This window comes from Sorangium aterium (assembly GCF_028368935.1).
Classification (GTDB): Bacteria; Myxococcota_A; Polyangia; order Polyangiales; family Polyangiaceae; genus Sorangium; species Sorangium atrum.
The window spans coordinates 1,251,432-1,271,652 of sequence record NZ_JAQNDK010000004.1 but is presented as its reverse complement, the minus strand read 5'-3'; the positions used below and the strand labels follow the sequence as shown (position 1 = coordinate 1,271,652).

At 71.7% G+C, this 20,221-nt stretch carries 16 protein-coding genes; 6 read left to right on the top strand and 10 right to left on the bottom strand.

All coding sequences use genetic code 11. The features are described 5' to 3' along the window. The first annotated feature begins 18 nt into the window (after positions 1 to 18). A complete protein-coding gene (locus tag POL72_RS36215) occupies positions 19 to 447 on the top strand; it encodes a hypothetical protein (RefSeq protein ID WP_272101376.1) in 429 nt (142 codons plus the stop codon). Positions 448 to 609: 162 nt separating this feature from the next. Here the strand turns inward: POL72_RS36215 and POL72_RS36210 are convergent, their stop codons facing one another. Continuing rightward, positions 610 to 2,004: a metallopeptidase family protein gene (locus POL72_RS36210; RefSeq protein WP_272101375.1), complete on the bottom strand. Its 1,395-nt coding sequence runs from the start codon at positions 2,002 to 2,004 to the stop codon at positions 610 to 612. 30 nt (positions 2,005 to 2,034) lie between these two features. Further along, positions 2,035 to 3,174, bottom strand: coding sequence for a hypothetical protein (locus tag POL72_RS36205; protein WP_272101374.1), 1,140 nt, complete (start codon positions 3,172 to 3,174; stop codon positions 2,035 to 2,037). Positions 3,175 to 3,473: 299 nt separating this feature from the next. Between POL72_RS36205 and POL72_RS36200 the strand changes: the two genes are divergently transcribed. The 3 genes from POL72_RS36200 to POL72_RS36190 all read left to right on the top strand — a co-directional run bounded on the left by POL72_RS36200 (position 3,474) and on the right by POL72_RS36190 (position 8,931). Continuing rightward, positions 3,474 to 4,856: a sigma-54-dependent transcriptional regulator gene (locus POL72_RS36200; RefSeq protein ID WP_272101373.1), complete on the top strand. Its 1,383-nt coding sequence runs from the start codon at positions 3,474 to 3,476 to the stop codon at positions 4,854 to 4,856. A 902-nt stretch (positions 4,857 to 5,758) separates the two neighbouring features. Then, the gene (locus POL72_RS36195) at positions 5,759 to 7,036 is read left to right on the top strand and encodes an AAA family ATPase (RefSeq protein ID WP_272101372.1); all 1,278 of its coding nucleotides are present in this window, start codon (positions 5,759 to 5,761) and stop codon (positions 7,034 to 7,036) included. Continuing rightward, on the top strand, positions 7,033 to 8,931 hold the full coding sequence (locus POL72_RS36190) for a tetratricopeptide repeat protein (RefSeq protein WP_272101371.1): 1,899 nt from the start codon (positions 7,033 to 7,035) through the stop codon (positions 8,929 to 8,931). Before POL72_RS36195 ends, POL72_RS36190 begins: the two co-directional genes overlap by 4 nt. A 388-nt stretch (positions 8,932 to 9,319) precedes the next feature. On the opposite strand, the gene POL72_RS36185 is transcribed toward POL72_RS36190, so the two are convergent. Then, on the bottom strand, positions 9,320 to 12,133 hold the full coding sequence (locus POL72_RS36185) for a tetratricopeptide repeat protein (RefSeq protein ID WP_272101370.1): 2,814 nt from the start codon (positions 12,131 to 12,133) through the stop codon (positions 9,320 to 9,322). A 248-nt stretch (positions 12,134 to 12,381) separates the two neighbouring features. Here POL72_RS36185 and POL72_RS36180 point away from each other — a divergent pair, with 248 nt between their 5' ends. Continuing rightward, positions 12,382 to 13,197, top strand: coding sequence for an SDR family oxidoreductase (locus POL72_RS36180; protein ID WP_272101369.1), 816 nt, complete (start codon positions 12,382 to 12,384; stop codon positions 13,195 to 13,197). Between the two features lie 16 nt (positions 13,198 to 13,213). Here the strand turns inward: POL72_RS36180 and hemH are convergent, their stop codons facing one another. Together hemH and POL72_RS36170 are read right to left on the bottom strand one after the other, a co-directional pair. Beyond that, a complete protein-coding gene (gene hemH, locus POL72_RS36175) occupies positions 13,214 to 14,116 on the bottom strand; it encodes a ferrochelatase (protein ID WP_272101368.1) in 903 nt (300 codons plus the stop codon). 105 nt (positions 14,117 to 14,221) lie between these two features. Next, the gene (locus tag POL72_RS36170; protein WP_272101367.1) at positions 14,222 to 14,641 is read right to left on the bottom strand and encodes a nuclear transport factor 2-like protein; all 420 of its coding nucleotides are present in this window, start codon (positions 14,639 to 14,641) and stop codon (positions 14,222 to 14,224) included. A 214-nt stretch (positions 14,642 to 14,855) separates the two neighbouring features. Between POL72_RS36170 and POL72_RS36165 the strand changes: the two genes are divergently transcribed. Next, on the top strand, positions 14,856 to 16,028 hold the full coding sequence (locus tag POL72_RS36165) for a metallophosphoesterase family protein (RefSeq protein WP_272101366.1): 1,173 nt from the start codon (positions 14,856 to 14,858) through the stop codon (positions 16,026 to 16,028). 59 nt (positions 16,029 to 16,087) lie between these two features. Here the strand turns inward: POL72_RS36165 and recO are convergent, their stop codons facing one another. From recO to tsaB, 5 genes are all read right to left on the bottom strand, one after another. Further along, a complete protein-coding gene (gene recO, locus POL72_RS36160) occupies positions 16,088 to 16,807 on the bottom strand; it encodes a DNA repair protein RecO (RefSeq protein WP_272101365.1) in 720 nt (239 codons plus the stop codon). Between the two features lie 60 nt (positions 16,808 to 16,867). After that, positions 16,868 to 17,302, bottom strand: coding sequence for a helix-turn-helix domain-containing protein (locus tag POL72_RS36155; RefSeq protein ID WP_272101364.1), 435 nt, complete (start codon positions 17,300 to 17,302; stop codon positions 16,868 to 16,870). Positions 17,303 to 17,410: 108 nt separating this feature from the next. Next, positions 17,411 to 18,286, bottom strand: coding sequence for a tetratricopeptide repeat protein (locus POL72_RS36150; protein WP_272101363.1), 876 nt, complete (start codon positions 18,284 to 18,286; stop codon positions 17,411 to 17,413). Between the two features lie 216 nt (positions 18,287 to 18,502). Then, positions 18,503 to 19,339: a Crp/Fnr family transcriptional regulator gene (locus POL72_RS36145; RefSeq protein WP_272101362.1), complete on the bottom strand. Its 837-nt coding sequence runs from the start codon at positions 19,337 to 19,339 to the stop codon at positions 18,503 to 18,505. After that, positions 19,336 to 20,157 carry a tRNA (adenosine(37)-N6)-threonylcarbamoyltransferase complex dimerization subunit type 1 TsaB gene (tsaB, locus tag POL72_RS36140; RefSeq protein ID WP_272101361.1) on the bottom strand — a complete coding sequence of 274 codons (822 nt, stop codon included), beginning with the start codon at positions 20,155 to 20,157 and terminating at the stop codon, positions 19,336 to 19,338. Before tsaB ends, POL72_RS36145 begins: the two co-directional genes overlap by 4 nt. Between the last annotated feature and the right edge of the window lie 64 nt (positions 20,158 to 20,221).

Sequence of the window (20,221 nt, the reverse complement as noted above, 5' to 3'; positions counted from 1 at the left end):
CCCGGCCTTCCGCAGCGCGTGGGCGTCGAGCCCGACGAACCGGTACACGTCCGCAGAGAAACCGTAGGCGCGGTGGAGGTGCTTCAGGCCTTCGACGAGCTCGGCGGTCACCTCGACCGGGGGCGGTGGCGGGTACGCCTCGCGGATCGAGGCGAGCGGTTCGCCCAGCTCCAGGAGCTCCTCGACGCGCGACAGCACGTCGATCGGCTTGAGCGCACGCTTGCCTCGCCGCGCGACCCCCTCGGCCAGCTCGGCGAGCAGGCGTCGACGCCGGCGCTCGGTACGGCCGTCTCCGGCGCGGCCGCCGCCGCCCAGGAGCAGCTCGTTGAACCGGCGCGCGGCCCGGCGCTTCTCGACCGCATCCGGACTTCCCCGGCGGTTCTGCGCACCGCCACCCCGCTTGGCTGGACGTGGCGCTTTGGTGGACCCGGCCGTGCTGGCCGGTGAGCTCTTCGTCTTCACGATCCTCGGCAAGAGCACAGCGGCGCTCGAGGAGCCGGTATTCCCCGGCACATCTTCTTGCTGTCCCAGCAGTATAGACAGCTCATCCTCCTGCTTCGAAGAAAGCGGCGGGCGCACGGTCACGCTCGCCCCGCGCGGCGCTGGACGTCAGCGCCCGCCTGCGCACCACGCGAGGGCCGTTCCGACGGCCGCGATCAGCCAGGCCGGCCACGTCGCGCGCACGAAGCCGGCGACGTCCGACAGGGCGCCGCGCCGCGCGCGCCGCACAGCCTCGGCGTGGCCCACCCGGCGCACCTGCTCGCGCGCGATCTGCTCGTGCTCCTCGTCGTCGAGCGGATCGCTGCCGGCCAGATGGTGCAGGTGATGTGTCACCTCATGGTCGATCGTCTCCTCGATCTCCGCGTCGATGTCGAAGCCGGGATCCTCGCGGGCTTCCGACCTGAACGTCCGATAGAAGATCCGGATCTCCGGAGGATGGGCGATCCCGAGCGCGTCCGCGGGTGTCCCGGGCGTGTAGCATCCGAGCAGCGGCTCGCCTCCGTCGTCGCAGGCCGGCACCCCTGCGTCGATGAAGAGATCGATGTTCCGCACGCCGCGGGCCTCGTAGATGCGTCCGGCCGCAGCGCGGACGCGCGCCTCGAAGCCGTCGAGATCCGGAAAGGCGCTCGAGGCGCTCGCCCGAGCCCTCGTCCCTGCCCGCGTCGAGCGGGGCTCCCCGAGCTCGTCCGCGTCCGCTCCGTCCACTCCAGCAGCGCGCAGCGGGGCGCGCGCGAGCTCCCGCTCGAGCGGCACGTCGAGATCGTTGCGGGCGCCGCAGCCCTGGCAGCGGTAGACGGCGACGAGCCGCGCGGGGTAGCGCGCCTCATGGTAGACGTCGACGATCGCCCCCCACGCCTCGTCGGGAGCGCTGGCGAGCGCGTCGGCGATCACCGGCGCGCGGCGCTCGCGGCCGAGCGCCGCGATCCCCATGGCCACCACCAGCGACGGCGTGATGCGGAGGACGCCGTCGGCGGGCAGGCGGAGGAGCGGCATCGCTTCCTCGACCGTGCGCTCCACGAGGCGTACGGCGCGGCAGACGGCGCGACCCACGCGCAGCGCCGGGATCGGGTGCGAGACGCCGAAGTCGAACGGGCGATCGAGCTCTGGATCGTCGAGCTCGCCGTCGGTGAACGGCCCGATCTCCAGCAGGCTCGACGGAGCGACCTCGAACGGGGCGCTGCAGTTCTCGCAGGTGTAGGCGCCTGGCTCCTCGGGCACGATGCCGGCCGCAGCGAGGAGCGCGCGCAGGACATGGGCATCGGTGAGCGGGAGGCCAAGAGGATCCAGCGGCATGCCGCGCGCGTCGGCCAGGACCGACGCGCCCGCGAGGACCTGCACGTCGAGCGCGCACCTGCCGATGGCCGCGCGCTCGACGCCGCGGCGTGCGGGAGCGCCGAAGACGGATGAAGCGTGAGCGCGCGCGGCGGCGTCCGACAGGCGCGCCACGGCGCCGGAGGGGAGGTGGACCTGAGCGGGGAGCAGGCGTCGCGCGGGCGCAGGCATCGCGGCGGCCTATATAGCGGGTGGCTCGCCTCAGGGGTCCTCGGGACGCGACGGACCGCCGGCGGCGCCCTCGTCGGCCGGAGCGAGCGATCCCCACGGCTCGCGATCCCCGTCGGCCTCGGACGGCTCGCCCGCCGCGCGGCCGACGTCGAGGCCGGCGGCGCTGGCGAGCTCGGCGGCCACGGCCGCGGAGAGCGAGCCTCCGCTGAGCGGGGACGCGCCGGTGACGGTCGACACGGTCGACACGGGCGACGGCTCCGAGGAAGGACGATCTCGGCGGCGACCTCGAACGAGCACCGGCGCGCGCTCCCCGTCGCCGGCCGGATCCGGCGCGGCCGCGCCCACGCGATGGACGGTCGCGCGCAGCTGCACGCGCCCGAGCGACAGGCTCGCCGCGCTCGCGGGCGGCACGCTCGACGAGAGCTCCGCGCCCACGGGCCCGCCTGTCCCGAAATCGAGATAGCGGGTGATCGCCAGCGCGTAGATGAGCTTGCGCACGATCGGCTCCGGCGCGACCCCGGATCGGAGGAGCGCGGCGAGCGTGGGCGTGGAGCTCTCCAGCGCCTCGATCACCGCGAGCTCGCCCTCGCGGAAACCGAAGCGGCCGGGCTCGAGGGCGGGGTGCAGGCGGAGGGGCACGGCCCCGATCCGCTCCAGGGTCCGCTGGAGGCGCGTCGAGCGCTCGCCGTGCTCGCGCAGCCCCGCCCAGAGCAGCGCGAGGGGATCGACCTTCGCGGGATCTCCCCCCCACTCGGCCAGCGCGTCGATGCCGTCGAAGTAGCGGTACTTCGTCTCCGGAGGCAGATCGAACAGGCGCATCATCCGCCGCACGAACTGGACCTGGGCTAGCCAGTCGATGGTCGCGGCATCGACGCACCCCGACAGCAGCAGCACGTCCCCCAGGAGGCCCCTTGTCGCGAGCGCCTCCGCCAGGATCTCGGCGGTGATCACTCCCTCCTCGATCAGGATCTCCCCGAGCCGGGCGTACCCGTCGCTCGGACGGATCTTCACGGGGTTCCCCCGGACGATCCGCAGCGTGTGCGCGGCGCCCGTGGGCTCCACCAGGATGAGCGCGCCGGTCAGCCGATGCTCGACGGCATAGACGAAAAGATGAGCGAACGGCGTCCGCTCCAGATCTCCTTCCGCCGTCGCGAGACCGTCGGGAGACATCCTGGGCCAAGCTACCATAGCGCGCGCAAGCCGGATCCCCCTTTCTCCACGCGCAGCGGCGCGGAAGCGGGCCTTGCGTCGCTGGTCCCGGAGCGCGCGGTGTTCACGCCGCCTCACGCGTCGGGTCGCGGCCATGGATTCTTGCCGCCGCCGACGCGCGCTCGACGCACTCTCCACGCCCGTTCCATGCACTGGTTCCGGCGGAGTGCGCCCGCGCTCCGGCAGGGTGCCCCGCGCTCCAGCGTCGGCGCGCAGCCGGCGGGCATCGGCCGCGGCGGTTCCGCGCTACGGTGGCAAACATGCCGCGCGGACATGTGCTGGTGCTCGACGACGAGCGGGCGATCTTGACGACCCTCCAGAAGGCCCTGTCGCTCGAGGGCTACACGGTCGACGTCGCCGGCGGCGTCGGGGTGGCCGAGGAGAAGCTCGCGAAGCGGAGCTACGACATCGCGCTCTTCGACGTCTCGCTGCCCGACGGTGACGGCGTGGAGCTGCTCCAGCGGATACGCGTCGCCGGCTCGGAGCTGCCCGTCGTGATGATGAGCGGCCACGCGACGGTCGACGCCGCCGTCCGCGCGACGCGGCTCGGGGCGATCGACTTCCTGGAGAAGCCGCTCTCGACCGACCGGCTGCTGCTCGTGCTCGAGAACACCCTGCGCCTCGTCCGCGCCGAGGCCGAGGCGAAGGCGCTGCGAACGCAGACCGGCCAGGTCGGCGAGCTCATCGGAGAGAGCCGCGCGATGCTCGACCTGCGCGAGCAGATCGCGCGCGCGGCGAAGGCGACCGCGACGGTCTTCGTGACGGGCGAGCGCGGCACCGGCAAGGAGCTCGTCGCGCGCGCGATCCACGGTGCGTCGAAGCGGGCGCGCGGGCCGCTCGAGAAGATGAACTGCGCCGCGGTCCCGAGCGAGCTCATCGAGAGCGAGATGTTCGGGCACGAGGCTGGCGCGTTCACGGGCGCCACGAAGCAGCGGCGAGGGAAGTTCGAGCGCGCGAGCGGCGGGACGCTGTTCCTCGACGAGGTCGGGGACATGCCGCTCGCGATGCAGGCGAAGCTGCTCAGGGTGCTCCAGGAGCGGGAGATCGAGCGCGTGGGCGGGCACGAGACGATCAAGGTCGACGTGCGCGTGGTGGCGGCGACGAACCGCGACATCGAGGCGGCGTGCCGGGAGGGGCAGTTCCGGCCGGATCTCTACGATCGGCTGAACGTGCTGCCGCTGTCGCTGCCGCCGCTCCGCGCGCGGCGCGAGGACGTGCCGCTGCTCGCGCGGCACTTCCTCGCGCTCGCGACGCAGGCGAACGATCGGCCCGGGATGGCGTTCACGGACGGCGGGATGAGCATGCTGGTCGCCTACAGCTTCCCGGGGAACGTGCGGGAGCTGCGCAACATCATCGAGCGGCTGGTGATCCTGACGCCGGACGAGACGATCGACGAGGGCGACGTGAAGGTCTGCCTCGGGGGGCAGCAGGCTGCGATGAAGGGCGGGCTCTTCCGGCCGGGGGTGCCGTTCCGGGTGCTCGCGGAGGAGGCGGAGCGGACCATCCTGGAGGAGGCGCTCGGCCATCATGGAGGGCAGATGGCCGCGACGGCCCGCGGGCTCGGGCTCGAGCGGAGCCACCTGTACAAGAAGTTCAAGGCGCTCGGGCTGCGGGGGGACAAAGGCGAGGCGGAGGACGAGTAGGCCACCAAGGAGGCGGCCCTGCCGGGGGGCCGCGCCGAGGGGAGGGTCTGCGCGGCGGCCGGGGGTGGGCGCTCGCCATCCGCCGAGGCGGAAGCGTGGAGCTTGCGCATGGACCACCGCCCGGCATGTCTCCCTTCGGGCCTTGCCACCTGGGACGTTTCGTCGCGCGCCACACAAGGCGCGCCTGAGACGTGGAGCCCTCCGGGACCTTATGGCACCTCGGTCGGTGCTCGATCGCGCCCACCCCCGGCCGCCGCGCAGACCCTCCCCTCGGCGCTACGGGAGTGGGGATATGGGGCGAGATGGAGGTGAGACGCTTGGCCAGGACCGCAAGGGGCACGGCTGTGCGATCGAGAAGGAGGCACTGGCGACCATGTCCGGTTCAACGGCGGCTCCCGGCTGCTTCCTCCGAACCGTCTCCGGTCCAACGGCGGCTCCCGGCTGCTTCCTCCGAACCATCTCCGGTCCAACGGCGGCTCCCGGCTGCTTCCTCCGAACCATCTCCGGTCCGCCGAAGGCTCCCAGCTGCCTCCTCCTAACCGTCTCCGGGTCAACGGCGGCTCCCGGCTGCTTCCTCCGAACCGTTTCCGGTCCGCCGAAGGCTCCCAGCTGCCTCCTCCTAACCGTTTCCGGTTCGCCGAGGGCTCCCAGCTGCCTCCTCCTAACCGTTTCCGGTTCGCCGGAGGGCGAGGCTCGCACAGCGGACGGAATGAGGAGGGAGCGCAGCTTCGCCCGCACGACTGGTGGACGCCGAGTGACGTGACGCGGATCCCGTCGCGAAGCCGGGGCGACCGCCCTCGGATGACGGCGCGTCGGCCGAGCGCAGGATTTCCCCAACCCATGGGATGACGGTCGGTGCTGCGCCCCCTGAGCGCGCGGTGCTAGGGTCCGCGGGTCCGCCCATGCAAGCGATCGATCGCAGCATCCAGCGCGCGCTCTTCCGGGCGCTGCGCGACAGGCCGCTCAACCTCATGGATGAGGAGGACCGCAAGCTGTACGAGCCGCTCCATGACGAGCGGCACGATCCGGTGAAGCGGCTGTTCGACACAATCGACTTCAGCGAGGTCGAGAGCGTCCAGCTGGTCGCGGGCTTCCGGGGGACGGGCAAGACGACGGAGCTCTCCCGGCTGGAGAAGATGCTCTGGGAGCACGACTTCCACGTCATCCGTGTCGACCTCGACGACTTCATCGACATGCACTCGCCGGTCGACATCCGGGAGTTCCTTCTCATCCTGGCCGGCGCCATCAGCGAGCAGCTCACCAGCGAGCGGCTCCTCGGCAAGGAGAAGGGCCTCGAGAAGAGCTTCGTGGAGCGCCTGCGCGGCCTCCTGCCGAAGATGCCGAGCGAGGTCACGGCGAACGCCGGGGTCGCCAACGTCAAGCTCGCCTTGCGGGGCGACCCAGGGTTCCGCGGGCAGGTCCGCGATCAGCTCTCGGGGCGGCTCGCGGAGCTCACGGCGCAGATCCGCGCTTACCATGACGAGATCCTGGACGCCCTCCGCGCGCGCGCCGGGCGCGAGGTTCGCCTCGTCGTGATTCTGGACTCGCTCGAGCACCTCCGGGGCACGGGGGAGACGAGCGACGAGGTTCGCCGCAGCGTCGAGGAGCTCTTCTTGACGCACGCCAGCCGCATCAGCCTGCCGGAGACGCACATGGTGCTGAGCGTCCCCGCGTTCCTCTTCCTGGAAGCCAACAACCTCGCCGCCCAGTTCATGAACGGCGCGGTGCAGGCGTGGCCTGCCTACCAGGTGAAGCGACGGAACGGCGAGCGCACGGACGTGGTTGACCGGATCATCCGCCTCGTCGAGCGGCGGGGAGACTGGCGGAGGATCATTCCGGACGATCAGGCGCTCGAGCGCCTCATCTTCGCGTCGGGAGGACACCTGCGCGACCTCCTCAACATGCTCCTCGAGGCCGTCCATCTGGCAGGGCTCGGGGTACAGGAGAGCGCCGCGGAGAAGATCGTCGCCATCGCGCAGCGGGCGTACTTGCCGCTCTACAAGGACGAGATCGAGGTGCTCGGCCGCATCGCGGCTGACAAGAGCCTGAAGGAGATCCGCGGGGAGGAGCGGGAGCACGTGCTCCGCTTCCTCGATTCGGGGATCCTCCTTTGCTACCTGAACGACGACTTCTGGTACGACGTGCACCCCCTCATACGCGACGTCGTGCGCAGCGCATGACCGCAGACGAGGCGGAGGCCTGGAGCCGGCTCAGCTTCCACCTCGAGAACCAGATCGGCTTCTGGTTCGCGCTCGTCGTCGGCGACGACGCCCGCCCACGGGCGCGGCTGCGCGACCAGGCGGAGCGCTGGTGCCGCGAGCAGGGCAAGCCGTTCTTCGTGCACGCGCCGCCGCCACACAGCCTCGCCAGGCTGGCCGTCGAACTCGCCGGTGAGACCGAGCCGGGGATCCACTGGATCCGGACCGACGGACCAGGAGGGCTCATCGAGGAGTGGGCCGGCGCGGCGTCGCAGCTCTTCCTGGCGATGAACGAGCGGCGCGAGGCGTATCGCAAGCGGCTCGACGGGGGCGTCATCGTCGAGGGGCGCGAGTCGCTGAAGCGGCTGCTGCGTGATCTCGCGCCAGATCTGTTCTCGATCCGCGCCTTCATCGCGGAGCCGGGCACATCCGCGGAGGTGAGTGCGCCGAGGGTGCCGGAATGGCGGGCGCCGATGCGGACATCCATGATCTCTTTTGCGGTGCTGGCCGATCCAGATCGCGAGCTCAAGAGGGCCGAGCGCCTGGAGGCAGCCACAAGCCCGAACGCGAAGGGCGCGCGCCGACGAGCTCTGGAGGCTGCAGCCTGGGGTCTGTTCATGGCAGGGCGTGTCGAGGAGGCAGAGCGCTGCGCACACACCCTCGCCCGCGAGCATGGCGGCGGTGCTTCACACCCCATCGATGAACTTCTCCTGAACGCGTTACACGGCCTTATCGCATGGGAGCAAGGAAGGCTGGAGCTATCGCTTCATCGTCTGGACGGCGTGCTGTGCGCTCTCCGACGGGAAGACGCCGCTGCAACTGCGGCCGGGCTGGGCATGCTGGACAGAGTGCTCGGACTTCGTGGGCAGGTGCTGGCGACACAAGGCGATCTTCGTTCGGCCGAAGCTGCCTTCCGCGAGCAACTCGATGCACTAGCGACACTGGCCAGGGTCGATCCAACGGATCAGGACACGCAGCTCAGGACGAGCATCGTGCGCCGGCAGATCGCCGCCCTCATCTCGACCAGAGGCGATCACGCGGCAGCAGAGCAGATGTTGCACGAGGGCCTCGGGCTTGTACAGCGAAGGGCGACGGAGCATCCCACCGAAGCGCGCTGGCAGGTCGAGTTGCTGGAATACCACTATGAATTGAGCACGACGCTCAGGGCGCGAGGTGACCTTGCCAAGGCAGGAGAAGCTTGCGATGCCGCTCTGCAGATCGCGCTGCAGCTCTCCGATGACGACGGAGGCGAGCGATGGTCATTTGTACGCTGGCGCCTGCTGGCGCAGCGCTCGGCCATCGCATCCGCGCAAAGAGACCCCACCGCAGCGCTGGAATGGGCGCAGCGAAGCACAACCAGCGCGCTCCGCCTTCTCGCGGAGCACCCTGACGATCTATCTCACAGCTGGCGGGTTGCGCTCGGATACGGCCGTCAGACCGATGCCTTCTTACAGCAAGGTGATCTTAACGGCGCAACCGCAGCGCTCTTAAGCGCCTGGAATCATGCGAGAAACCTCCCACTGCACTCTGCTCAAATGCAGGCTGCTCGGCTGCTCGTTCCCCTGCACGTGCAACTGGGGCTGAAGTGGTTCGCATCCCATGGCGGTGCTCGCGCGGCGGGTGCGGCCAGTGATGGTCCTCGCTCTTCAGCGACACGATGGGCGCGCCAAGCCGCCGGGTTCCTCAAGCGCGCGATCCGGCTAGGGGAGCGTTATGCTGCAGTTGTCCCGGATGATCTCAGCATCCGTTCGCTGGTCGACTCGGCCTTCGAGCTGCTGGCGTTGACGCTGGCGCAGCAAGGCAAGCATCGCCAGGCGCGTCAGGTGCGCCGCCGGAGACGAAAGCTCCGGCGGCAGTGGCGTCGCGCTCGCCCGTAGCAACCAGCGCCTGCTGGCACGGGGCCACGAGCCTTCAGGTCCAGCGCGCGGCGGTTTGACCTGGCACCACGCGAGCGCCGGAGGGGGTCTCCGCGCGGCAGGGCGCGGGTGGGCGCGGCGAGCACCGACCGAGGTGCCATAAGGTCCCGGAGGGCTCCACGTCTCAGGCGCGCCTTGTGTGGCGCGCGACGAAACGTCCCAGGTGGCAAGGCCCGAAGGGAGACATGCCGGGCGGTGGTCCATGCGCAAGCTCCGCGCTCCCGCCTCGGCGGATGGCCGAGCGCCCACCCGCGCCCTGCCGCGCGGAGACCCCCTCCGGCGCGTGCAGCCGGGATCTCCGCCCTCCCTTCCCCGCTCACACCTCGCCCCGAGCCCCGAGCCCCGAACCTCAATCCGGCATCGCCCGCGGCGCAGGCGGTGACGCGCCCCTCATCGCCTTCTGGTACTCGAGCGCCTGCTTCGCGTAGTCGTCCCGCTTCATCTTCGCGTACGCCTTGGCGAGCTCCCCGTAGATCTCCGCCGCATCCCCCGGCTTCGACCCGGCTAGGAGCGCGCTGTTCAGCTCGTAGATCGCCGACACGTGCCGCCCCGTGCGCGCCAGCGCCCGCGCATAGAGCCGGTGGATCTCCGGGTTCGCCACGTCGACGAAGATCGCGCCCTCGCCGACCTTGCGCGCCTCCTCCCACGCGCCGCGCTCCACGAGCAGCCGGAGCAGCCGCCGCCAGACACGGCGATCGTGCTGATCGAGGAGCGCGAGCCGGCGAAGCGCCGAGAGCTCGCCCGCAGCGTCCTTCTGCCGATGCGCGAGGTCGTACAGCCCCTGGAGCGGCTCGGCCTGCGTGGGATCCTGGCGCGACGCCGCCTCGAGGTTCGCCTTCATCTTCGCCGCGTCCTTCTTCAGCTCGGCGAGATCAGCGAGCTTCATCCGCACGACGTAGCCGTCGTTCCCGTCGGCGATCATCTTGCTCAAGAGCCTCGCCGCCTCGTCGGGCTTCTTCTCGGCGAAGGCCGCCCGCACCTTGAGGTAGGTCGCGTCAGGCTGCTTCGGGTCGACCCGGAGCGCCTCGGCGAGCACCGCCTCGCCCTCCTGGCGCTGCCCGTCCTCGAACAGCGCGAGCGCGAGCTCGACGAGCCGCTTCGCGTCCTTCGGAGCGCGCGCCGCCGCCTTGCGCGCCTCGTCGAGCGGCGGCGCGTGCAGATCCGGGACGTACTGCTTCTCGTAGCGCTCGAGCCGGGGCTTCAGCCACGCGCGGAAGCGCCGATCGAGCTCCTCCGCGCTGATCCCGAGCGACTCCTTCACCACCTCCTGCGTCCGCTTGCCCGCGGCCCACCGGGGCAGCATCGAGACCACCTTCGGGAAGCCGAACTCGCCCGCCATGAAGACCACGATCTGGCTCGCCGCAAAGTAGGCCATCGTCACGTCCTCGATGTTGTCGACGTGCGTGAACGCCCGGTTGAACCCGTCGACCGCCGGGATCCTCCCGCCCTTCAGGGCGGCGAACAGCGCCGGATCTTCCTCGCGGTGCCACTCGGGCCGCCGCACGATCGTCTCGTACTCGCTGAGCCCCTCGGTGAACCAGCGCGGGACGTGGTTCTTCGAGAGCTGGATCGCGAAGACGTGCCCGAGCTCGTGCCACAGCACGTTCCCCCAGTTGAACTCCCCCGCCGCCGGGCTCAGCGCCGCGAGCGTCTGGCCGAAGCAGACGCCCTGGATGCCCACGTTGGGCAGGCCGCTCGTCCTGACGCTGAAGTTCTCCGTCGACGCGTAGAGCTCGATCGAGACCGGGACCTTCGGCGTGAAGCCGTACCGCTTCACCATCGAGCCCCACGCCTCCTCGAGCATGCGCGGCACGTACCGCTCGAGGATCGCCCGCTCCTGCTTGTGGTAGCGGACGCGGAACGTCTGCCCCTCGACGGTCACGTACTGCGTCGCGATGTCCTTCTCGTAGAGGTTCAGCGTATTGAAGACCCGCACGTTGAAGCGGTCCTTGTCCCACGCCTTCTGCAGCGAGAGCACGCCGCTCTTCTCGTCGCCGGCGCGGATCAGGTTCAGGCCGAGCGTGGCGTGCGCCTTCGCGTCGTCCGGATCGACCTGCGTCGCCTCCGCCATCATCTTGACGATGTCGTCGTAGCGGTGCTCCCACTCCGCGAACTCGCCGACGATCTGGAAGAACCGCGAGAACCCCGGGTTCAGGCCGAGCACCTTCGCCTTGATGGCCTCGAAGCCGGCCGCGTCGTCGGCGAGGAAGCGGCCCGCCGCCTTGATCGAGAGCAGCTCGAGGTCGTTCGGGTTCACCTTGAGCCCGCGGTCGGCTGCAGCGTCCGCGGCGTCGATGTCCATGTCGCGGAGCGCGAGCCCGGCGCGGACGAAGTAGGCCTCGGCGAGGTTCGGATTCACGGAGAGCGCCTGCGCGACCTCGCTGTCGGCGCCGCCGAAGTCCATCGCGCTCTCGAGCTTGACGCGCGCCATGGCGACGCGGGAAAACGGATCCTTCGGGGCGAGCTTGAGCGCCTCCTTCACGACCTGCCCGGCGTGGCCGGGGTCGTATTTGTCGAGGAACAGCTCGGCCCGCCAGAGCAACGTCTCGACCCGCTGCTTGCCGCCCACCTTCTCGGCCGCGTTGAACGCGTCGTTCGCGTCGCGCGCGCTCCGGAGCAGGTGCGCCGCGCGCCCGACCAGCGACAGCCCCTCCGCGTCGCTCGCGGTGATCTTGTCGTCGTTGTAGTCGTCGATGATCGTCATCAGCGGCGCGCGCGCCTCGCCCCGCTTGCCCGACTCGATCAGGAGCTCGCCGAGCATGAGCCGCGCGCGGCGGGCGTCGTCCTCCCGCTCCACCTCGCGCACCGCCGCGATCGCCTCGGCCATCTTCCCGCGGCGCGCGAGCGCCTCGGCCCGAAGCGGCGCGGCGGCGATCCGCGCCTCCTTGCCGAGCGCGGCGGCGGCCTTCGCCGTCTTCACCGCGTCGTCGTAGCGACCCGTGAGCAGCTCGATCCGCGCCTTCGCGAGCAGCGCCGCGGCGCGCTCCTTCCCGCCCTGGAGGCTGAGGACGACCTTCTCGGCCTCCGCATAGTCGCCCTGCGCGAGGAGCGCCTCCACGCGCGAAAGCGAGGGGGGCGGCTCGCCGGAGGCGGGAGCGGGGGCCGCGCAGGCGGCGGCGACGAGGAGAGCGGCAAGAGAGCGGCGGATCGAGTGGCTTCGCATGTCACCCCGTGCGCAACGATGCGCGACCGTTCGTCATCGTGCACAACCGCACGCGAACGAACGCAGACGAACGCAGACCTACGCAAAACGAACGCAAACCTACGCTGAGACGCGGCGCCCGGTCGAGCCGGGAGAGGCCATCGTAACCGACGCCGCCGGCGCGACCGAGCGGCGAGAGGCCGAGCATGAGCGACCGCGCTAGCGCGCGCCAGAGCGCGAGGTCCCGCGATCGTGGTATGCGGGCGTCCATGGCAAGCAAGCTCGCCGGTCGGGTCGTTCTCATCACGGGCGCGTCGTCGGGGATCGGCGAGGCCCTCGCCCGGGAGGTCGCCCGGCGCGGCGGCCGGGTCGTCCTCGCGGCGCGGCGGGCCGAGCGGCTCGAGGCGCTCGCGACGGAGATCCGGCGGTCCGGCGGCGAGGCGCTCGCGACCCCGTGCGACGTCACGCGCGACGGCGACGTGGAGCGCGCCGTCGCGCAGGCGAGCGAGGCGTTCGGGGGGCTCGACATCGCCATCGCGAACGCCGGGTTCGGCGTGGCGGGACGCGTCGAGGATCTCGCGCTCGACGATTTCCGCCGGCAGCTCGAGACCAACGTCTTCGGCGCGCTGCGCACCGTGAAGGCCGCGCTGCCGGAGCTCAAGCGATCGCGCGGCGGCGTCGCGCTCGTCGGCAGCGTGATGGGCTACCTCGCGGTCCCCGCGGTGGGCGCCTACACGATGAGCAAGTTCGCGGTGCGCGCCCTCGCCGAGACGCTGCGCGCGGAGCTCCACGCCGACGGCGTCGCGGTCACGCACGTCGCGCCGGGGTACGTGGCGAGCGAGATCCGCCAGATCGACAACGCGGGCAACCGGCACGAGGGCGCCCAGGATCCCGTGCCGCGCTGGCTCGTCATGCCGGCGCAGACGGCGGCGCGACAGATCATGGACGGCATCGTCGCGCGGCGCGCCGAGGTGATCGTCACCGCCCACGGCAAGCTCGGGGTGTCGCTCTCGAGGCACGCCCCGTGGCTCCTCCGCGCGACCGTGTCGAGGCTCCCGCGCAAGCGCCGCGTCAGCGAGCGCTGAGCCGGCGCTGCGCCGCCTACGGCGCGGCCTGCGCGAGCTCGCGCCGGACGAGCGCCTCCAGGGCGTCGATGAAGCGCGGCCGCGTGTTCACGGCCGGCGCCCGGGAGAGCCGCGCGAGGCCCGCCTCACGGGCGAATACCTGCGCCTCCACGTCGAGATCGTAGAGGGTCTCGACGTGATCCGCGACGAAGCCGATCGGCGCGATCAGCGCCTCCCGCACGCCGCGCGCGGCGAGGCCATCGAACGTCGACCGCAGATCCGGACCGAGCCAGGCGTCGCCGGTCATGCCCTGGCTCTGGAAGGCGACGAGCACCGGGTTCCTGCGAGGGGCGATGCGGCGCTCCACCTCGGCGGCCATCGCGCGGAACTGGCGCTCGTACGGATCTCCGGCGGCGATGATCCGCTGCGGGAGGCTGTGGGCCGAGAGGATCACCGCCGTCTTCGCCCGGCTCTCCTCGGGGGCGCGCGCGAGCGCCTCGTCGATCACCTCGACGAAGGCGTCGATCAGCGCCGGATCGAGCCCCCACGCGGGCACGCACCGGACCTCCATGCCGCCCTGCTCGGCGGCCGCGTCGCGGACGACGGCGTGGTAGACGTCGACGGACTGCGGCGCGAGCGGCAGCGAGACGACGCGCCTCACGCCGCTGCGGTGGAGCGCGCCGAGCACCTCGGCCGGATACGGGTGCCAGAGGCGCCCGGCAATGGCGACCGGGAGACCGAGCCTCGCGGCGAGCGCGTCCGCCTGGGCTTGCGTGATGCGCATGAGCGGCGAGCCGCCGATCGCCTGGAAGCGGCGGCGGACCTCGTCGATCACCTCTGGCGGGGCCGGCCTGCCGCGGCGGATGTTGGTGACGAATGCGGGCAGATCGTCGAGCCGCTCGACGGTGCCGTGGCAGCTGAGGAGGACGGCGGTGGTCACGGCGCCACTCTACATCGCCGCCGCGCGAGCAGCGCAGCCCTCGCCGCGCAAGCAAGGCGGCCCTCGACGGCGCGTCGGGCGGCACCGCCGCTCGCCGGCGCTGGCTCAGTCCGCGTCCCAGGCGACGACGACGCGATCGTGGCCGATGAGGCCGTTCTTCTTGCGGGCCAGGTGCTGCGCGACGACCCGATCGCCGGCCGCATAGACGCGCACCTCCATGTACGCCAGCCCCTCATCGGTCTCGATTCCATCCAGGATCTCCGTCGAATCGAGCTGGCGCTCCCAGTCCGAGACCGGATCGCGGAAGAGGTCGCTCTTGAGCCGCTCCATGATCGCTTGCCTCCCGCGGGTGACGCTGGGGTGGGCCGGCGGATCGCGGCTGCTCACCTCCTCGATCACGGCGTCTTCCGCGTAGATCCGGGAGAGGGCCTCGATGTCCTTGCCCCCCAGGGCACGGGTGATCTCTGCGAGCAGTCCACCGTTCACCCGCTGGGCCGAGGGTCGCGTCCGCGCCGAGCCTTCCATGCACGCTTGCATGGGACGCAGCGGCGCAGGCGTCGAGCCCGTGCCAGGGCTGCGCGGCGACGGTGACGGAGGGCTGCATCCCGGCAGCGGTGACGGATGCGACAGATGAGCGCTGAGCTCGGTGGGCAGCCCTCCTCCACGGGGGCACCAGCCGAGATCGCGCGGCTGGCGGCGAGTTGCAGCGCCCGGGCGGACGTGATGAATAAGGAAGGTTATGACGCAGCGCCGCACGGTCGTGCTCGCCGATCTCCATCTCGTGCGCCAGACGCCGCGCGACGTGACCGCCGATCTTGCCCGGTTCGTGGAGGCCCACCGGGGGGCACGCATCGTGGTCGCGGGCGATCTGTTCGATCTCTCCTCCGAGTCGCCCTGGATGCCCCGGCCGCGCGCGCTGCGCGAGGCGCTGCTCGCGCACCCGACCGCGCGGGCGGCGCTCGCCGAGCACCTCGACCGGGGCGGCGAGCTCTGGCTGGCGGGTGGCAATCACGACGCCGAGGTCGGGGCGCCCGACTTCCCCGTGGCGCTGGCGGAGGCGCTCGAGGTGACCGGCGAGGCCCGGTCGCGGATCCGGACGACGCCCTGGTTCTTCCGCGAGGGGGCAATCCACCTCGAGCACGGCCACCTCTACGATCCGGACAACGCCCCCGCTCACCCGCTCGTAGTCGGCGAGCGCAGCCTCGGCGTTCACTTCGTCGAGGAGTTCATCGCGCCGACCGGCGCGCACCGTTATCTGCAGGCGAACGATCAGACGCCGCTCAGCTTGTTCCTGTCGGCGTTCACCTGGTACGGCCCTCGCGCGCCCTACGTCATCTACCGCTACTTCCACGCGGCGATCGGCGCGATGTTGAAGAGCGGCCCGCTCTACCGCGCGGAAGGCGAGGCCGCGGTGGGGGCCGCGGCCATGGAGCGCTTCGCGCACGAGCTCGGGGTGCCGCGCGCGATGGCAGACGCGCTCGTCGGGCTCGGGGCCACGCCGACCCTGGAGAGCGCGGCGCGCACGTTCACGCGGCTGTACTTCGATCGCGTGATCGCGACGTTGTCGATGGGCGCCGGGATCGCGGCGCTCGGGCTCGGCGCGCGGGGGACCGGCGCCGCGGCGCTCGGGCTCGGCGCGCTGCTGATGGGCGCGAGCTGGGCGAGCGGGCACAACCGCTACGCCGGCACGGTCGCCGAGCGCCTGGCCGAGAGCGCCAGCCGCGTCGCGAGGACGACAGGCGCGAAGCTGGTCGTCTTCGGCCACACGCACCGCGAGGCGCTCGGCGACGGTTACGCGAACACCGGCAGCTTCTCGTTCCCACGCGCCGCGCCCGGCCGGCCCTACGTGGAGATCGAGGGATCGCCCGAAGCCCCCCGCGCGGCGACCCGCTTCTGGCGAGCCGTCGCGTGACTCCGAACCGCTAGGAGCGCCGCCGAGCGGCGGCCACCCGCACAGGAGGCGGCCGCCGCTCAGCTGCCGCTCGCGTGGGCGGTGAGCGCGCCCTCTACTAAGTCGAGCGCGAGCGGGACGTCCTCTTCCGGGATCGGCGCGCCGCCGAGCATCGCTGCCAGCAGCCGCTCCCTCGGCTCCGGCCGCAACACGACAGGGCCGCCGCCACAGGCCCGGCAGACGAGGCCGCCGCGCGCCGGGTCGGCGCAGGCCGACTGCGTCGCGTCGCAGGCGCGCCCGCAACGGACACACTGCGTGAGCTCGAGGCCCCAGCCGAAAGCGACGAGCAGGCGCAGGCCGGTCTCCGCCAGCAGCGCCTGGGGAGGAGGCGTGGACACCTCGTCGAGGCGGTCGAGCAGCTGGTTCAGCTCGCGCCACGCCGCATGCTCGGCGGTGTGCGCCGGCGCGATCTCCCGCACCCAGCGCAGCGCGCGCCCGGCCACCTCGAGGCGCCCGAGATCCCCCGCGAGGCGCAGGCGCGGGCGCTCGATCGCCGCTTCCGTCAGCTGGGCGAGCTCCGCGCCAGGACGGATCTCCAGGGTCACGCGGAGCAGGTGCATCGGCTCGAGCGCCGGGAAGCGCTTGGCCGAGCGGCGCGCGCCGCGCGCCGTGGCAGAGATGAGCCCCCCCTGCTCGGTGAAGAGCCCGACCAGGAGATCGGCTTCACCGAAAGGTACACGCCGGACCAGGAGCGCCCCGGTCCGGAGGCGCTCCGTCCGCGGGCGAACCGATCGAGGCATGGCAGATACCGGCGGGTTACGACGTGAACCGCGCGCGAGCGCGCGGCGAAAATTTGGCCCTCAGACCGAGAGGGAGGTACTCGCCCTCGCGAGGGTACCCTCCGACAGCTCCGGCGGCATGTCGTGGCCGCGGGGCCTGAGCACGATGCTGAGCGCCAGCGTGAAGAGGATGAGCAACAACACGAACGCGATCGCGACCCCGAAGCGCCTGCTCTGGGTGCGGCGCGCGGGCGCCGCGATGGGCAGCGGTGTCACCAGCGCGATCCGGCGGCTCGCCGTGTATCGGGCCAACACCTCCTCCATCGGGAGCGAGACCGCGCGAGCGTACGCCTTCAAAAACCCGCGAACGAACACCTCGCCAGGCAGGTCGTCGAAATGATCTGCCTCGATTCGCTCGATGGAGATCACCGGGATGCGCGTGGCGCGGGCGACTTCCTCCACGCTCATGGCTCGAGCCTCACGCGTGCGTCTCAGGTAGCGTCCGATCGACTCCATCCCATTCCACCCATCGTCATTCGGTCGTCACTCTACTCACCCTGAGAACCGTTGCTCAACCCCCTAGCGCACCCCGCGGAACTTCTCGGAAAGCGGCGCGCCGAGGCCCTATTGCAACGTCTGTAACTGTGCAGCGCAGCGCTGCCCTACCGGCGTCGTCGCGTCGATCTCCCGGCACCGCTCGAGATCGGCGCGCGCGTCGTCCACGAGCCCCCTCTTCTCGGCGATGCGGGCGCGCGCGTCGAACGCGTCCTGCAGCCGCGTGCACTCCGGCTGGTCGGTCTCGACCGCCTTCGTCAGCGCCTCGCGCGCCAGATCGAGCTCGCCTCGCTTCTCGTAGGCCAGCCCGAGCCGGTACTGCCCGACGCAGAAGAGCGGCTGCGCGGCGACCGCGCGGCGTAGCGCGTCGATCGCCTCGTCGTTCCTGCCCTTGAGCAGGTACGCCCAGCCCAGGTTGCCCCACGACTTCTCCGGCGAGGCGTACAGGATGTCCTCGGTCAGCGGCTTGAGCACCGCGATCGCCTCGTCGTAGCGCCGCTGATGCACGAGGATGACGCCCAGCGCGTTCTTCGCGTCCCGCATCTCCGGGTTCGCCTCGAGGGCACGCCGCGCCATCTTCTCGGCGCTGTCGAAGCGACAGTCGCTGGAGTGAGCATCACCCGCGCAGAAGCCGAGCAGGATCAACGCGCCGAGGTAGGACGCCTCGGCGTTGTCCTCGTCGTGCGAGAGCGCCTCCTCGACGTGCGCCAGCGCCTCGCGCAGGCGACCGCGCTGGAACGAGTCGCGCGCGAGATCATACTCCGCGAGCGACCGCGCGTCGCTCGTCTGCGCCGAGGGCTGCGCGCCGCCGCACGACGCGAGCGCGAGCGGCGCAAACGACGTAAGCGACGCAAACGACAGCAGTGACCCCATCGACACGACAGCGGCCGCGCCGCGGATGCACCCCGCGCGGGTCGCTGCTGTCCTGTGTCGCTGCGAGGTCATGTGCGATCTTGAATCCGCTGCCGAACGATGCCGCGGCGCGGCACATTGTCAGGACGGGACTTCGCCTGCCCTGCGGGGACCCCTGAGTAAACCAGGCCGCTTGTCACGTCAACCCGCGAATCTCCCCGGAAGACGCAGCGCGTCCTCACGATCCCGATTCGGCTTCCAGCAGTTGTCAGGTCGGCATAGGATGGTGGCGCAGGCGGTTCCTGCTCATCACTGTTCGCCACGGATCTCGTCCTTGAGACCCAGCAGGCCGAACAGCCTCCGCAGCGCTTCGATATCGGGGATCTCGAGGCGCTCGTCAGCGACGCGCAGGTACTGGCCCTCCCGGAGCTGCTGGACGGCGCGCTTCACCGTGTCGACGTCGAGGCCGACGCGGGTGGACAGCTCCATCGGCGAGATCGCGAACGAGGCGGCGCTGCCGGTGGCGCGCGACTGCTGCGCGAGCTTGAGGAGCGCGTTCACGACCTTCGACTGCGTGTCGTTGAGCATCATGATCTCGATCTGGTCCTCCGCGTCGCGGAGCCGACCGACGAGCTGCTTGATGATGCGCATCGCGACGGCCGGGTTGCGCTCGACGAGGTTCTGCAGCGTGCCCTGATCGAGCGCGAGCGCGACCCCGCGGGACAGCGCGATCGCCGTCGACGAGCGCGCCGCGCCGCCGAGGAGCGCGGATTCGCCGAACAGATCGCCGGGCTTCAGGACCATCAGGCTGCGCTCGGCGCCGCGGACCTTCTTGATGAGCCGGACCCGCCCTTCCTCGAGGAGGTACGACTCGGTCCCGGGCTCGCCCTCGCGGAAGATGACGTCGCCGGCCTCGAACGGGCGGCCGAACCGGGCGCGGAGCCGCTCGGGATCAGGCCCCGACTCGGCCGGCTCCACGCGGGCGGAGGACGCGGCGGGCTCGTCGTGCGACGCGGCGGGGACGGAGCGAGAACGAGCTGGCTCCGCTGCCGCGGCGGGCGGCGGAGCGCGCTCCGCGTCGCTGGAGCTCGAGGCCTCGCGCTCCGCGTCGGGTGCGACGCCGTCCCCTTCAGGCGAGCTGATCATCGGGGCGGAGTGTATCCCAGCTCGGCCGGCTTCGCGTCCGGCGCGCGCACATAGAGCGGCTCCAGGAGCGCCGGATCATGCGGGGCCTCCGCTGACCCGCGCTCGCCGCCCGCGGCGGCCGCCCGGAGCCGGTCGATCGCGAGGCGTCCGATCCACGTTGCGTCGGGGAAATCCAGCGCGTCGCCCCGCACGGCGAGCGGCCGGAGCGCCTCGATCTCCTCGGCGACGGCGCCGACGACGACGATGCGGCGCCCCGCGGCGAGCTCGGCCACGACATCGAACGCCGCGTCGCGTGGCAGGTGGCGCGGCGGGATCGAAGGCGCCGCCGAGGGCGCGTCGAAGGCGGCCAGGAAGACCTCACCCTTCTTGGCGTCGATCAGCGGGACCAGCAGATCGCCGGGGCTCGCCGCGCCAGCGGCGAAGGCGGCGGCGGCCATCGCCTCGAGCGAGGTGACGCCGGCGATCGGGACGTCGAGCGCGAGGGCGACGCCCTTGGCCGCCGCGACCGCCACCCGGACCCCGGTGAACGAGCCAGGCCCCACGTCGCAGCCGAGCGCCTGCACCGCCGCGGCCGGTATGCCTGCCGCAGCGAGCACCTCGTCGACGGCTCCGAAGATGCGCTCCGCGTGCCCGTGCACGTCGGCGTAGCTCGTCGCCGCGAGCAGCCGCGCGCCGGCCGCCGGCGCCGCGGCGACGCCGGCGGCGGAGAGTGCGCCGCCGCGCAGGGCCGCCGCCTCGGCGTGCAGGTCCACGTCCGCTGCTTCGAAGAGGGCGGCGCTGCCGCGCGGGGTCGAGGTCGAGAGGGCGAGGAGCTTCAAGGCGCGCTCGGGAACGTTGCAGCCGCGATGCTGTCTGGCAGAACCTCGGGCCAAGGGCAACGAG

Coding starts and splice junctions, on each gene's coding strand:
- POL72_RS36210 (WP_272101375.1), bottom strand. CDS start 2,004: ATGCCTGCGCCCGCGCGACGCCTGCTCCCCGCTCAGGTCCACCTCCCC.
- POL72_RS36205 (WP_272101374.1), bottom strand. CDS start 3,174: ATGTCTCCCGACGGTCTCGCGACGGCGGAAGGAGATCTGGAGCGGACG.
- POL72_RS36200 (WP_272101373.1), top strand. CDS start 3,474: ATGCCGCGCGGACATGTGCTGGTGCTCGACGACGAGCGGGCGATCTTG.
- POL72_RS36195 (WP_272101372.1), top strand. CDS start 5,759: ATGCAAGCGATCGATCGCAGCATCCAGCGCGCGCTCTTCCGGGCGCTG.
- POL72_RS36190 (WP_272101371.1), top strand. CDS start 7,033: ATGACCGCAGACGAGGCGGAGGCCTGGAGCCGGCTCAGCTTCCACCTC.
- POL72_RS36185 (WP_272101370.1), bottom strand. CDS start 12,133: ATGCGAAGCCACTCGATCCGCCGCTCTCTTGCCGCTCTCCTCGTCGCC.
- POL72_RS36180 (WP_272101369.1), top strand. CDS start 12,382: ATGGCAAGCAAGCTCGCCGGTCGGGTCGTTCTCATCACGGGCGCGTCG.
- POL72_RS36170 (WP_272101367.1), bottom strand. CDS start 14,641: ATGGAAGGCTCGGCGCGGACGCGACCCTCGGCCCAGCGGGTGAACGGT.
- POL72_RS36165 (WP_272101366.1), top strand. CDS start 14,856: ATGACGCAGCGCCGCACGGTCGTGCTCGCCGATCTCCATCTCGTGCGC.
- recO (WP_272101365.1), bottom strand. CDS start 16,807: ATGCCTCGATCGGTTCGCCCGCGGACGGAGCGCCTCCGGACCGGGGCG.
- POL72_RS36155 (WP_272101364.1), bottom strand. CDS start 17,302: ATGGAGTCGATCGGACGCTACCTGAGACGCACGCGTGAGGCTCGAGCC.
- POL72_RS36150 (WP_272101363.1), bottom strand. CDS start 18,286: ATGACCTCGCAGCGACACAGGACAGCAGCGACCCGCGCGGGGTGCATC.
- POL72_RS36145 (WP_272101362.1), bottom strand. CDS start 19,339: ATGATCAGCTCGCCTGAAGGGGACGGCGTCGCACCCGACGCGGAGCGC.